This is a genomic window from Cytobacillus oceanisediminis, from assembly GCF_004366035.1.
Classification (GTDB): domain Bacteria; phylum Bacillota; class Bacilli; order Bacillales; family Cytobacillaceae; genus Cytobacillus; species Cytobacillus oceanisediminis_C.
In genome coordinates, this window is record NZ_SOEE01000002.1 from 630,683 (window position 1) to 645,237 (window position 14,555).

13 protein-coding genes are annotated in these 14,555 nt (G+C 40.3%); 5 read left to right on the forward strand and 8 right to left on the reverse strand.

Features of this window, described 5'->3' with window-relative positions; translation table 11 throughout:
* Positions 1–2 precede the first annotated feature (2 nt).
* A complete protein-coding gene (locus DFO72_RS07430; protein WP_113883932.1) occupies positions 3–1,412 on the forward strand; it encodes a sigma-54 interaction domain-containing protein in 1,410 nt (469 codons plus the stop codon).
* 146 nt (positions 1,413–1,558) lie between these two features.
* Here DFO72_RS07430 and DFO72_RS07435 read toward each other — a convergent pair whose 3' ends face one another.
* The 5 genes from DFO72_RS07435 to DFO72_RS07455 form a co-directional block, all read right to left on the reverse strand.
* Complete coding sequence (locus tag DFO72_RS07435) at positions 1,559–2,773, reverse strand: CaiB/BaiF CoA transferase family protein (protein WP_113883933.1); 1,215 nt, start codon at positions 2,771–2,773, stop codon at positions 1,559–1,561.
* Between the two features lie 64 nt (positions 2,774–2,837).
* Positions 2,838–4,010, reverse strand: a complete 1,173-nt coding sequence (locus DFO72_RS07440) for an acyl-CoA dehydrogenase family protein (protein ID WP_113883934.1) — start codon at positions 4,008–4,010, stop codon at positions 2,838–2,840.
* Between the two features lie 36 nt (positions 4,011–4,046).
* The gene (locus DFO72_RS07445) at positions 4,047–4,847 is read right to left on the reverse strand and encodes an enoyl-CoA hydratase/isomerase family protein (protein WP_113883935.1); all 801 of its coding nucleotides are present in this window, start codon (positions 4,845–4,847) and stop codon (positions 4,047–4,049) included.
* A gap of 33 nt (positions 4,848–4,880) precedes the next feature.
* On the reverse strand, positions 4,881–5,804 hold the full coding sequence (locus tag DFO72_RS07450; protein ID WP_113883936.1) for a hydroxymethylglutaryl-CoA lyase: 924 nt from the start codon (positions 5,802–5,804) through the stop codon (positions 4,881–4,883).
* 262 nt (positions 5,805–6,066) lie between these two features.
* The gene (locus DFO72_RS07455; protein ID WP_134177225.1) at positions 6,067–7,458 is read right to left on the reverse strand and encodes a sigma-54 interaction domain-containing protein; all 1,392 of its coding nucleotides are present in this window, start codon (positions 7,456–7,458) and stop codon (positions 6,067–6,069) included.
* A 214-nt stretch (positions 7,459–7,672) separates the two neighbouring features.
* Between DFO72_RS07455 and DFO72_RS07460 the strand changes: the two genes are divergently transcribed.
* The 4 genes from DFO72_RS07460 to DFO72_RS07475 all read left to right on the forward strand — a co-directional run bounded on the left by DFO72_RS07460 (position 7,673) and on the right by DFO72_RS07475 (position 12,453).
* Entirely contained in the window at positions 7,673–8,221 is a 549-nt protein-coding gene (locus DFO72_RS07460; RefSeq protein WP_113883938.1) for a hypothetical protein, read from the forward strand.
* Positions 8,222–8,334: 113 nt separating this feature from the next.
* Entirely contained in the window at positions 8,335–9,849 is a 1,515-nt protein-coding gene (locus DFO72_RS07465; protein ID WP_113883939.1) for a sodium:solute symporter family protein, read from the forward strand.
* Between the two features lie 30 nt (positions 9,850–9,879).
* Positions 9,880–10,986 (forward strand): zinc-binding dehydrogenase, encoded by a 1,107-nt coding sequence (locus DFO72_RS07470; RefSeq protein WP_181782360.1) that lies wholly within the window; start codon positions 9,880–9,882, stop codon positions 10,984–10,986.
* 18 nt (positions 10,987–11,004) lie between these two features.
* Entirely contained in the window at positions 11,005–12,453 is a 1,449-nt protein-coding gene (locus DFO72_RS07475) for an NAD-dependent succinate-semialdehyde dehydrogenase (RefSeq protein WP_279587081.1), read from the forward strand.
* A gap of 244 nt (positions 12,454–12,697) precedes the next feature.
* Here the strand turns inward: DFO72_RS07475 and DFO72_RS07480 are convergent, their stop codons facing one another.
* From DFO72_RS07480 to DFO72_RS30370, 3 genes are read right to left on the reverse strand one after another with little or no spacing between them, the layout of a single operon-like run.
* Positions 12,698–13,261 carry a Fe-S-containing hydro-lyase gene (locus DFO72_RS07480; RefSeq protein WP_113883940.1) on the reverse strand — a complete coding sequence of 188 codons (564 nt, stop codon included), beginning with the start codon at positions 13,259–13,261 and terminating at the stop codon, positions 12,698–12,700.
* 11 nt (positions 13,262–13,272) lie between these two features.
* The gene (locus tag DFO72_RS07485; RefSeq protein ID WP_113883941.1) at positions 13,273–14,118 is read right to left on the reverse strand and encodes a fumarate hydratase; all 846 of its coding nucleotides are present in this window, start codon (positions 14,116–14,118) and stop codon (positions 13,273–13,275) included.
* A 22-nt stretch (positions 14,119–14,140) separates the two neighbouring features.
* Positions 14,141–14,539 carry a hypothetical protein gene (locus DFO72_RS30370; protein WP_347876531.1) on the reverse strand — a complete coding sequence of 133 codons (399 nt, stop codon included), beginning with the start codon at positions 14,537–14,539 and terminating at the stop codon, positions 14,141–14,143.
* Positions 14,540–14,555 lie beyond the last annotated feature (16 nt).

The window sequence follows — 14,555 nt, forward strand, 5'->3', positions numbered from 1 at the left end:
TTATGGAAATTTGCGAGCTTACACATTATAAGAATTTGAACCATGAATTGGAGACAATTATTAATACCTGTTTTGATGAAATTTTTGTTACTGACGGCATTGGTACAGTCCTTAGAGTGAATCCAGCCGGAGAGGCATTTTATGGGATGAAGGCAGCTGAAATAGTAGGAAAAAACACGGAAGAACTGGCGAGAAAAGGGCTGTTTTCCCCATCTTTGTTTCCTATTGTAAAGGAACGAAAAGAGCGGGTTTCCATGATACAAAGAACAAGAACCGGCCAAACGATTCACTGCATCGGAAATCCCTCTCTGGATCCTGAAGGAAATATAGAGTTCATTATTTTTACCTCAAGGGATCTGACAGAAATCAGGCAGCTTCGCAATAAGATTGAGCGTACCGAACATTTACTTGAAAGCTTCCAGGAGGAACTCGAAGAACTAAGGAAATTTCAGAACAAAGAGGAAGAAGAATTTATTTCATTTTCACCAGATATGCGCAAAATTGTGAAAATGGTAGATAAAATTGCCAAGGTGGATTCTACTGTACTTGTTACAGGAAAATCCGGTGTTGGAAAAGGTGTAATCGTATCTCTTATACATAAAAAAAGCAAAAGAAGGAAGCAGTCTTTCATTCATGTTAATTGCGGGGCAATACCGGAGCCTCTCATTGAATCAGAACTTTTTGGGTACGAGCCAGGCGCTTTTACAGGTGCCAATAAAGAAGGAAAAAAAGGATTGTTCGAAGAGGCAAATGGAGGCACATTATTTTTGGATGAAATTGGTGAGATGCCGGTTAATCTTCAGGTAAAACTATTAAAAGCTATTCAGGAGCATGAAATCCAGAGGGTTGGCGGGACCAGACCAATACAAGTAGATACCAGAATCATTGCTGCAACGAATAAAGACTTAGAAAAAATGGTGGAAGAAGGTACATTCAGAGAAGATTTATTTTACCGGTTAAATGTAATCCCTATTTATATTCCCCCTTTAAAAACAAGAAAAGAGGATATTTCATATTTAATGGATTACTTTTTAGAAATATCCAATAAAAAATATGGAACTTCAGCATATCTCACCTTAGAAGCAGAAAATAAGCTGATTAATTACAGTTGGCCTGGGAACGTTAGAGAATTGGAAAATTTGATGGAGCGATTGGTGGTTATAGCTGACAAGGATGAAATTCAGTTAACCGATTTGCCGCAAAAGATTGTTAACTCATCTATCGGCCAACAGCAATATGCTGTCCAGATTAATGAAATTTGCTCTTTAAAGCAAGCACAGGAAGAATTGGAAGAACAATTAATTATAAATGCATATAAAAAATACCACAGCTCCTATAAAATCGGCAAAGTCCTCGGCATAAATCAATCAACTGCCTATAGGAAAATTCAAAAATATATTAAAGAACAATAAAAAAACTCCTGGCTGGCCAGGAGTTTTACATTATAAATTTCCCTGTTGGCTTATGTTCACAAAACTTTCTTTAGATAGTCCGGAAACCTTCTTCTCGCCATGAACCACTAATCCCTTTGCTTTTCTCATTCCGCAATACTTCTCAATTACCTGGTTTGTGCTTTATCTTCAATTGTTTGTACGATTTTTTCATTTAATAATTCCTCAATCTTTGCTTCATCATACCCAATCTTTTTCAAGATATCCTTCGAATTTTCTCCCAGCTTTGGCGGAGCTTGTTTAATCTCTGCTGGTGACATGCTTAGTTCAAATGGAAGCCGCGGAAGCTTAAATCCTTCGATGTTCGAATGTGCCACCCTCTCCCACATCTTGATGGCTTCAGCCTGCTCATCCCCCACAACTTCTGAGATCTTTTTTACCTTTGAGCTCGGTACCCCGGCTTCTGCCAAAAGTTTTACCCATTCATCAGCAGTTTTTGATTGCAGTATGTTTTCAATGGCAACCCTCAAATTCTCTCTATTTTCAATTCTTTTAGGATTAGTCTCATATCTTGTGTCTGTAATCCATTCAGCTTTACCGAGCACTTTACATAAACGGCTAAATAATGAATTATTGGATATTCCAATCATGACGGGTGCATCGCTTGCATAAAACGCACCATATGGTGCAAAAGCTGTGTGGCCAGCACCATTTTTCTTGGGTTCCTTCCCTGTAGCAAGCCAGGATAGCATATGGTAGCCAACCCAAAAAACGCCTGTTTCATATAGCGAGGTTGTTACCAGCTGTCCTTCTCCCGTTTTTTCTTTATGAAAAAGGGCAGAAATAATGCCGATGGCTCCCCACATAGCACTCCCCTGATCCAGCACGGAAACTGGAACTCTTGCAATCTCTGATCCTTCTGCCCCGTTAATCCCGATAATGCCGGAATCAGCCTGGGCGATCGCATCGTACCCGGATCTTTCACGCAAAGGTCCGTCCTGGCCATAAGCAGATAAGGAACAATAAACAATTGCAGGATTAATTTCTTTTAATTTTTCGTAACCAAGTCCCATTTTTTCCGCTTTTTTATAACGGAAGTTCTCCACAAACACATCAGCTTTCTCAACAAGATCGTAAACGATTTTTCGGCCATCATCCTTCTTAAGGTCAATGACAACAGATTTTTTATTGCGATTTATATGAAGGAAATAAACGCCTTCCCCTTCCCAAAAAGGTCCCATGCCCCTTGAGTCATCTCCAGTAACTGGCCTTTCAATTTTGATGATTTCAGCACCTAAATCCGCAAGAATCATAGTTAAACTGGGGCCGGAAATATTTGTTGTAACATCCACAATTGTAATACCTGATAACGGTCCTGCCATCCCTGGTTCCTCCTCCTTATTGAAGAGAGGACCAAATTTAATAATGGTCCTCGGATTTTTGTTTTTAGAATGAACGCGGCAGCCCTAGAACATGCTGGCCAACATAGCTTACGACGAGGTTGTTGGTAATAGGAGCTACGATAAACAGCCGGGCTTCCCTAAATTTACGTTCAATATTGTATTCCTTAGCAAAACCATATCCCCCATATGTGTCCATGGCTGCATTTGCTGCACGCCAGGTGGCTTCAGATGCCAGGTATTTAGCCATATTTGCTTCTGCACCGCAATCCATACCCGCATCAAATATCTCAGCTGCCTTATCACGCATTAATTTCGCTGCCTGAATATCCATATACGACCTTGAAATTGGGAATTGAACTCCTTGATTTTGCCCGATTGGCCTGTTAAATACCACACGCTCATTTGCATATTGAACCGATTTATCAACGAAATACATCCCATCCCCGATCGATTCAGAGGCTATTAAAATGCGTTCTGCATTCATTCCTCCAAGCACATAGCGGAAGCCTTTGCCTTCTTCGCCAATAAGGTTTTCAGCAGGAATTTCGGCTCCTTCGAAAAAGACTTCAGTTGTAGCATGATTGATCATCGTATCAATTGGCCGGATATCAATTTTATCTGCCTGTGCCTTCATATCCAGAATAAAAAGGCTAAGTCCATCTGTTTTCTTTTGCACCTGGTCTTTTGGTGTCGTTCTGGCCAGGAGCATCATTAAGTCTGAATGCTCAGCCCGGGAGGTCCAAATCTTTTGGCCGTGAACGATATATTTGTCTCCCTTTCTCTCAGCAAAAGTTTGAATGCTTGTTGTATCACTGCCTGCAGTTGGTTCAGTAATGCCAAAAGCCTGAAGCCTTAATTCACCGCTGGCAATCTTGGGGAGAAACCTTTGCTTTTGCTCCTCGTTTCCGTGCCGAAGCAATGCACCCATTGTATACATTTGAGCATGGCAAGCTCCCGCATTTCCGCCTGAGCGATTTATCTCCTCTAAAATAATGCCTGCTTCCTTCATCCCTAGACCAGCTCCGCCATATTCTTCAGGAATGAGCACTGACAGCCAGCCTTCCTCAGTCAAGGCTTTGACAAATGCTGTAGGATAGGCATCTCTCTCATCTGTATCTCTCCAATACTCTTCAGGAAAGCGCTCACATAACGTTCGCACACTTTTCCGTATCATTTCATGTTCAGTATTTTCCATTGTATGCGTATTATTTCCCATCTCGATTACCTCCAATTATTTGAAAATATTAATTTATTACTTCCCTTTCCATTGCGGCGGACGCTTTTCATTAAAAGCATAGATGCCCTCCAAACGATCTTCAGAATTTGCACATCTATAATAGGCCTCCAGTTCAAGTGCTAGCCCTGTTGCTAAATCTGTTTCTGCGCCTTTATTGACAGCTTTCTTTAAAGCCTTTAAAGATAAAGGCGCATTGGCAGCAATAGTTTCAGCCAGTTTAACGGTTTCTTCTGTGAGTGTTTCGCTTGAGAAAATATGATTGATGATTCCAAGCTGCATTCCTACTTCAGCGCCAATTCGTTTCCCTGTGAAAAGCATTTCCTTAGCCAAACCTAAAGGAATGATACGGGGGAGAAGCTGTGTTCCACCAATACCCGGAATAAGGCCTAATTTAGATTCTGGAAGTCCCATTCCTGCATGCGGAGCTGCAGTTCTAATATCGCAGCTTAGAGCAATTTCCATTCCGCCTCCTAATGCATACCCATTTACTGCTCCTATTACCGGATAGGGAAATTCTCGGATTTTCAAAGTTACTTGTTCAAAGCTATCATGCTGTTTTTTCCATTCTTTCTCTGACATGCCATTCCGTTCTTTAAGATCGGCACCTACGCAAAAACTCTTCTTGCCAGAACCTGTTATAATGAGAACCCTTACATTTTCGTCATATTTTAATTCATCCAATACTTCAATTATTTCCAATGCCATTTTTGTATTCATGGCATTCATTGAATTGGGCCGATTTAAAGTTATTTGCACAACCCCTTCCTGATCTGGATAACTTTCGAGTTTAATCGTTTCATAGGTTTGCACCTGCATCTAACTCATCCCTTCAAATAATTAATGTATATTTCAGTTCGGTACCGGAAACTTTCGGGAGCTTTTCCCTGCTTTTGCTACTTGCCCAGGCAAATCATGGCCAAGTATTTCTTTTAATTTATGAGAAGCAGCAATTAGAGCATCAAGGTCAATGGAGGTTTTTACTCCCATTTCCTCAAGCATGTGAACAACATCTTCTGTACATACATTACCTGTTGCACCAGGGGCAAAAGGACAGCCTCCAATTCCACCTATTGAAGAATCATAAATCCTGATTCCCGCCTCCATACCAGCAAGAACATTAGCCATACCCATACCTCTTGTATTGTGAAAATGGCAGCCAAATTCAAAATTTCTCCATTCATCTCCAACTGCTTTTGTTAAGTCATATATCTGTTTGGGATTGGCCATGCCAGTTGTATCTGCAAGTGTAATTCTGTTGATGTTATGTAAAAGGAGAGTATCTAATATCTTCATGATTTGATTCTGGGGGACTGTTCCTTCAAATGGACAGCCAAATGAAGTTGCAACCGTTACATTTAATCCAATATTATTTTCAGATGCAAATTGAGACAAAACCTTAAAGCTATTCAGGGATTCTTCGGTTGTCTGGCGGACATTCTGCTGATTATGCGTATTACTCGCTGAAAGTACATAATTAACAGTACGGACTCCATTTTCTTGGGCAATTTCTAGCCCTTTTAAATTCGGAACAAGGGCAACAAGCTCCATTTTTGCTTCATGCTCCTGAATTTGAGAATAGAAATCGGACGTGTTCGCCATTTGGGGCACCAACCTGGGATTGACAAATGAACCAAATTCAACCTCAGATACCTTTGCCTCATGCAATAAATTAAAAACATCAAGCTTCTCTTCTGGTGTCAGTACTTTCGATTCAAGCTGAAGACCATCCCGAAGACCGACTTCATTAATCGTTACTTCCTTTACTAGCTTCATAGCATTATTCCCCCATTGGTTTGTAGGAAAAATTCTTAGCTTTATATAAATAGGATACTGTATCCAATCTACAATTTCAATTATTATTATGAATATTCAAAAGATTTTTTATACCAATACATTTTTTAATAAAAAAAAGAGTCCTCTGACTCTTTTTAAATGATTTATTAATTAAAGAAACATCCATCCATACTTACATACAGTTTTTTAGAATTCTTAACTCTTTTTCAAAATAATAACCTATTCAAACACTTAACCTGCATTATGATTGGATTATCCCATACCTCTGACATTTTCTGGTCAATGTAGAAGCATCTACCCCGAGTTTCTTAGCTGCCTCTCTTAAACTTGCACTTTGCTTTAGCATATCCTCAATAATGTCCCTCTCTATGATTTGCATCTTCTCTTTTAATGTATATGTATCCTTGCTGACTTTATCTGCAGCTATGTTTGAAGGGAGATCCTTAACGGTAATCGAATGATCGTCTGTCATGATGAAAATTCGTTCAATCACGTTCTCGAGTTCGCGGATATTTCCTGGCCAATGGTAAGCTTCAAGTATTTTGAATACGTCTGGAGAAATCGTGTAGAGTGTCCCATATCTGGAGGATAATTTTTCAGTTGTTTTTAAAATTAATGGTATAATATCTTCTTTTCTTTCCCGTAATGGAGGAATGGTAATGGGAAGAACATTGATCCTGTAAAACAAATCCTCTCTGAAATCACCTTTTTCCATCATTTCTTTTAAAGGGCGGTTAGTGGCGCAAATAAGGCGGAAGCTTACCTTTTTAGATTTCGTGCTTCCAAGCCTTGTGACTTCAAAATCCTGAAGGACTCTTAATAATTTTACCTGCAGCTTTAATGGCAGTTCTCCGACTTCATCTAAAAACAAGCTTCCATTTTCAGCAATTTCAATTAGGCCAGGCTTTCCTTTTTCATTGGCGCCTGTAAAGGCCCCTTTTACATAGCCAAAAAGTTCTGATTCCAATAAATCCCCTGGGATAGCACCACAGTTGACTTTAATAAACGGACTTTCTTCACTATAGCTTGTCTCGTGTATAAGCCTGGCGAGAACTTCTTTACCTGTTCCTGATTCTCCCAGCAACAATACAGGGGAATCTGCTTTTGAGATTTTTGGAATAAAATTGATAATTGTCTTCATCTGTTGGCTATTTGCAACAATCTTTTCGCTTTTTACATGTTCTTTATATAGACTAAGTTCCCTTAGATAACGCGCTGATCTTTCCTCCGCAGCATTTAGCTGATTTTCCAGCTGACTTAATTCTGATAAATCTCTTGCAGTAATGACGATTCTGAATAGCTTTCTATCCTTAAAGACAGGTGTTCCGGTAACTAACACATTTTTTCCGCTTCTAAACTTCTGGATTAAGGAGACTACCTTTCTATCTTTCTTAACAATTACAGCTACCGCTTTTGATATCGTTCCGTTTTGCTCAAGTTCAGTGCTAGTCTTACCGATTAATTCATTTTCTGTAAGTCCAGTAATTCTTGTGTAAGCAGAATTAATCCTGACACACTTTAGGTCTGCATCACATATGTAGATCCCTTCCTGGCATGCATTGATAGCCGCTTCAAGTTCCAGACAATCCTCATAATGATTATGATGTTTAATCCGTTCCGTTTCAATTATCACTAAATAAAACCCCTTTCTGTTGCAAAACAGCAAGATGTGTTGCAATTTCACAACATTTTGGATAGATGATCAATGTTCAGATTTGTTCAAATAAAATTTATATTCAGAAAAATGCGCCGTCTTTATTATATCAAAGAGAAATCTTTGAGTCAGCGCTTATTTTTTGGCATGGTTTTTGCATTAATAAAAATGACAGCGCTTTCGGAGGGATGAAATGAAAATAATCTATAGCCTTAAAGTTATGGAGAAGACGGAAATACAAAAAGCTTCTCAAAATATAAAAGGCAGACAGCTAAAAATAGTAGACACATATTTTTTTCCGGTCCTTTTTTCAGTTTGGGAAGTTGTACATAAAAGTTTTTTTCGGAAAGAGGTAAAAAGCCGCTCCATTACCGCGGCAGATCTTACCAGAGGCAATACAGGACTTGCAGACTTATTTCCGGATTTTGCTGAGTATGATACGGCAGAATATACCATTATTGAGCCATCTCTATCACCTGTAAAGCAGGCAGCTGAATGCAGGGAATTCATAAGAAAATACTATATACACTATAAGAGAATTTGGACTCCTCCCGTTATTGAATTAGTTAAAGAAGAAGTTGTTCATCAGCCATACACAATATTAGTTGATCCTAACGCGAGTTCCGCGAGAAAAAAATACTACCTATTAGAGCATTCTTCCAATAATCTGGATCTTTTATCAAACTATCCTCACATTAAAGAAATTTGCTCAAATGTGCTGAAAGGAGGTGACGATCTATGATTCTGATTTGGTACCTTGGGCTAGTTTTAGCATCCTGGGCCATAATGGGATTTATTCTTTTTAAAACAGATGTAATTAATGAAGACTAAATTGGTAATTTTGGGGGTGTATGAATGGTTAATAGCACTACAGTGATGTATTCCTGGATTTTTATGGGTCTTTTTGTAATTGGGATGATTTATTTGGGCTGGGTTGGAATGAAAAGAACAAAGAATTCAGATGACTTCGCCACAGCACGCTCCTCCTATGGGTTCCTGACACTTGGCTTGGCCATTACAGCAACCATTGCAAGCGGATCAACATTTATGGGAATGCCGGGCTTAGCCTATAGCATGGGGGCTCCGAGCCTTTGGTACCCTATTTTATATCCTATCGCAACAGTGTTTGGAATGCTGCTAATTGCATCCTACGTGAAGAAATTTGGAGATAAATTTGGTACAAGGACCATTCCTGAATTTATGGGTGAACGCTTTAATAGTGATTTTTTAAGAATAGTATTAGCCCTTGTTTCCATTCTGCTTATTTTTTATGTAGTTTCCCAATTTGTTGCTGCTGCAACAATGTTCCAGACCATGATGGGACTTGATTATAACCTAGGACTATTTCTAACAGGCATTGTACTAGCTATCTATGTGTTTATGGGAGGTACACATTCAGATATTTTGACTGATGCTGTACAGGGATTTTTAATGCTTGTGATAGCCATTGTCGTAATAGTCACCTTCCTGACGGGAGGCGGAGTTGAAGGCGGTTTTTCTGGAATGATGGAACTCATAAAGGAAAGACGTCCTGAAGGATCTTTAGACGTATTATTCAAGGCAGGCGATATAACATATGGCAGTGCATGGCTCGTATTCCTGCTCTTTATCGCTCATATCCCGTTCAGCATCCTTCCGCACATCGGCAATAAATTCATGGCCATTAAATCAGGCAAAGAACTTAAAAGACTAGTAATGTTCTGCACAATTGTTGCAACTACTTTGCCGGCTATGACACTAGGAGGTTTGCTGGGTATTGCCCTAATTGACCCCAGTGCCAATATTGCAGCTGACCAGGTAATCCCAGTTCTGTTCAATGAACTGTTTCCGCCAATCATTGCCGGACTTTTTGCAGTAGCAGTGCTTTCAGCCATTATGTCCACATCTGATGGTCTGATAGTATCTCTAACCCAGATTCTGGCAAACGATATCTACCGAAAAACCATTGTGCCGAGGAAAGGAATTGCTCCTGAAAAAGCGGAGAAAGTCGAAATGATGATTAGCCGTTATGGCACATTTGTTGTATTAGGGGCAGCAATTTTGATGGCGTGGAATCCGCCTCAATCACTTTCCGTCTTCCTTTGGATTGGGATTGGAGGAATCGTTTCGGCAACAGCTGGGCCTTTATGTGTAGGTACTTTATGGAAAAGATCCACAAAGACAGCTGCCATTACATCGATGCTTGCGGGTTCCATATCTTACTGGGTTATCTACCTTCCAATCGGATTTGGCTTTACAAATCCGTTTGGTGCAGCAGGTATCTCCGTGTTAATTGGGATGGCAACTATGTATATAGTTACCTTAGCAACAGCAAAACCAACTGAGAAAGAAATTGAAAGAGTATTTGGAAGCAATGATATCTCAGCATAGATATTAAAAATAATAGGAGAGTGATTAAGAATGGCAGAAAAAACAGCCGTTAAAACAGGCAAGGTGGCCGTAATGACCGAACCTTTAAATCTCAAGTACCAGGAATACAGCATCCCTTCTCCTCAGCCAGGCTCACTTGTAGTTAAGGTTACCAGGACAAATGTGTGCGGATCAGAATTGCACATTTGGAGAGGCCATCATCCTAGTATTAAACGGGGAGTTCTGGGACATGAAATGATTGGAACCATTCATGAGCTTGGTGAAGGGGTAACAAAGGATTACGCTGGAAATCCAGTAAAAGTCGGAGATCGGATTGTTTCTACTTATTTCCTGACTTGCAGAAAATGCAGCCCTTGCCAGGAAGGCACATTCCATCTTTGTGAAAATGCCTATGAATTTTGGACAAAACAGCCGGAAATTGAACCGCATTTTCATGGATCATTTGCTACTCACTATTACATTCATGAAAATCAATACTTTTATAAAGTACCAGAAAATGTATCAGATGTTGCTGCAGCAAGTGCCAACTGTGCCCTTTCCCAGGTATACTTTGGCATTGAAGTGGCTGAGCTTCGATATAATCAGACCATTGTAATTCAGGGTGCTGGCGGATTAGGCTTATACGCTTCTGCAATCGCAAAAGAAAAAGGTGCAAAAGTGATTGTTATAGATAGCATTAAGAACAGACTTGAGCAAGCGAAAAAGTTTGGTGCAGATCATGTTATAGACATGAATGAGTATTCTACTCTTGAGTCCAGGGAGAATGCTATTCTCCAGCTTACTAACGGCAAGGGAGCAGACATAGGCATGGAGCTTGCCGGTGTGCCGGCAGCATTTGCTGAAGGTATACATTTAATTCGTCCAGGCGGAAAATATGTTACTATTGGGAACGTTTCCATTGGCAAATTTGTTGAATTTGATCCAGGCTTATTAACAAGAAAATCTATAAAAATACTGCCGATAGTTAGGTATAACCCATGGTACTTAAGAAAATCACTTGAATTCTTATCTGCGTCAATTGAAAAATACCCATTTGATCAAATGCTGGATGCTGAGTTTACGCTTGATCAAATACAGGAAGCTTTAGATAAATCCTCAGCGCGCGAAGTTACTCGGGCTTCTATTATAGTAGACTAACTGAAAGGGTTGATTATTTTGAGCACTAAAGTTGCAGATCTTAATAAGTTGTATATAAATGGTGAGTGGGTTCAGGCAGAATCAGGGCAAAGCTTTGATGTTATCAATCCGGCTACCGGAGAAATTGTCAGCCCAGTTCCAAAGGGCGGAGAAAAAGAAGCGAAACTTGCTGTTGATGCCGCTCATGAAGCATTAAAAAGCTGGTCCCGGACAACCTCTTATGAAAGAAGCTCCTTGCTTAAAAAGTGGCATGATCTTCTTATAGAGAATAAAGAAGAAGTTGCAAGAGTCTTAGTGGAAGAGCAAGGGAAACCTCTGTCCGAGGCCCTGGGAGAAGTGGGATATGCAGCCAGTTTCATTTCCTGGTATGCAGAAGAAGCAAAAAGAATTTACGGTGAGACAGTACCCGCTTCTTTTCATGATAAGAGAATCCTATTGATTAAACAGCCAGTTGGTGTTGTAGCAGCAATTACACCATGGAACTTTCCTGCAGCCATGATTACCAGAAAGGTTGCTCCTGCCCTGGCTGCTGGCTGTACAGCCGTTATCAAACCAGCAGAATTAACTCCCTTGACAGCCATAAAACTAGCTGAACTCGCAGAAAAGGCAGGCATCCCAAAAGGCGTTATCAATGTTATCACCGGGGATGCCCAACAAATCGGGCAAACTTGGCTTCAGGATGAGCGTGTCGCCAAGATTACATTTACCGGATCAACAGAAGTAGGCAAGCTTCTAATGCGTGGGGCTGCAGAAACTGTTAAGAAGGTTTCACTTGAACTTGGAGGTCATGCACCTGTCATCGTTTTTGGCGATGCAGATTTGGATAAAGCGGTCAGCGGAGTAATCGGATCAAAATTTAGAAACTGCGGGCAAACTTGTGTATGTGCAAATCGAATTTATGTCGAAAAATCAATTCTTCCTAAATTTACAGCTAAGCTTAAAGAGGATGTGGCGAAAATTAAAGTAGGTTTGGGCTATGAACCAGATGCGGATATTGGACCTTTAATTAATAAAGCAGCCTATACGAAAGTAAAGAAGCATATCGATGATGCAGTTGAAAAAGGTGCAGTTATCGAGCATGGCGGGAACAGGATTAAGGAATATAGCAATGGCTATTTCTTTGAACCTACCATCTTAAGCGGGGTTCATGAGGAGATGGTGATTATGCAGGAGGAAACCTTCGGCCCAGTTGCCCCGATCATTGAATTTACGAGTATAGAGGATGTAATTGAAAAGGCAAACAGTTCCCGTTATGGCCTTGCTGCCTATGCCTTTACTGAAAGCTTAAAGACAGCGATTACAGCATATGAGAAATTGGAATTTGGCATAGTCGGAATTAATGATGGGGTCCCTTCTACTGCACAGGCACCATTTGGAGGATTAAAGGAAAGCGGGCTGGGCCGAGAAGGCGGACACCATGGTCTTGATGAATTTTTAGAAGTAAAATATGTTTCTATAAAGCTATAAAAGAAGTCCCAAAGCTATGATGGCTTTGGGATTTCTTTTAGTGAATGCTATAAATGAGGTAAAATTGGAGTTTGATAGTTCGATAAGATTTCCATCCGGATCTCTATTTAGACTGAAGTTATGGTTCCAAAAGCCCCCGTTCTTTCAAATGGGCCTTTTTCTATTGCAATATTGCAACACTTTAAATGGTTTATCACAACATTAATACCAGTTTTTGTTTTATCAGCAATCTGCCTGCTGCATTTTACTGATCTGCCTGCTTCTTAAATTGCTCTTTTCCCACTTGATACCAGTCTGTTCCTTCGTTATCAATAATTACGACTGCCGGGAAGTTCTCTACAGTCAGTTTATAAATCGCTTCAGGTCCTAAATCCTCATAAGCAATTACTTCCATTGATTTAATAGATCTGGCGATCAATGCTCCAGAACCGCCAATTGCTGCAAAATAGACCGCTTTATTTTTCTTCATTGAATCGATTACTTCCTGGCTCCGATAGCCTTTTCCGATCATCCCTTTTAAGCCCCGATCCAGCAGTGAGGGTGTATATTTATCCATTCTTCCGCTTGTAGTCGGCCCGGCTGATCCAATAATCTGTCCTGGCTTCGCTGGGGTTGGTCCAACATAATAAATGGTTTGGCCTTTAATATTGAAGGGAAGGTCTTCCCCTTTTTGGAGGGCTTCTGACATTCTTTTATGAGCTGCATCTCTCGCCGTATAAATCGTTCCGCTGATCAAGACACGGTCACCAGCTTTTAAACTGGGCAATACTTGTTCATCTATTGGGCTGCTAACTTTATTAGCACACAAATGAATTCCTCCTACAATCTGACTTCTTTATGCCTGCTTGCATGGCAGTTTAGATTAACTGATACTGGCAAGGCAGCAATGTGGCAAGGCTCTATCTCAATTTTCACATCAAGTGCCGTTGTATTTCCTCCCATGCCTTGTGGCCCAATACCCAGTTTATTGATTTCTTCCATTAATTCGATTTCTAACTGGGCAAGCTCTGGGCGTTCACTTCGATGGCCAATTGGTCTGAACAGTGATTTCTTCGCCAAATAGGCACATCTTTCAAAATTGCCTCCAATTCCAACTCCCACAACAAGAGGAGGACAGGCATTTGGCCCAGCCATTGCAACCGTATCAAGGATATACTTCTTAATGCCTTCAAGACCATCTGATGGCTTGAGCATTTTTAGACTGCTCATGTTTTCACTGCCGCCGCCTTTTGCAGACATATGGATGACGATTTCATCCCCAGGTACAAGTTCAATGTGGATTATGGAAGGGGTGTTATAGCCCTTGCTTTTTTCCCGGGTAATAGGGTGATCCACGATTGAATGTCTCAAATACCCTTCTTCATAACCTTTCTTAACGCCTTCATTTATAGCATTATAAATGCTTCCTCCAGCAATATGGCAATCCTGTCCAACCTCAACGATAAATACTGATACTCCAGTGTCCTGGCACATTGGAACCCGCTCGCTTTTTGCAATATCAGCATTTAAGATTAGCTGTTCCAGTATGTCTTTGCCGGTTTCAGAAGATTCATTTTTTAATGCTGATTGAAAAGCTTCCACTACGTCCTGCCCTAAATCGAAATTTGCTTCCTGACACATTTTCGAAACTCGTTCAACAATTTCCTTATAAGTAATTGTTCTCATACGATCTTCTCCTTTTTCATCTTTAAGGCATCTCAACTTTGGAAGATAACGGAGTAAATAGCAGACTAGTTTTGTGTATTCTGTTTTTGCCCTGCCACTCCTTCTTTTCTTTTTTAACATCCTCAATTTTATGTGCTCCGCGGCTTTCTTTCCTTGCAGCGGCGGAGATTGCTGATGCCCATGCGGATCGTACTTTATCACGAATCTGGAGAGCCTGAATACTATTTTCATTCTCCAAATTTAACGAAATTAAATTTAATTCATCTGCAGCTTCCTTCAAAGAAAGGGAGGTTCTTTCAATCCCCACCTTCTGCCACATAACTTCTTTTACTTTTTTGATCATTTCAGATTCACCAATTATTGGAGAGTTATCTACTAATTCTTCTGTTCCTGAGGGCATAATGCCGGCAATGCTCTCCATCGATTTTTCCTGTACA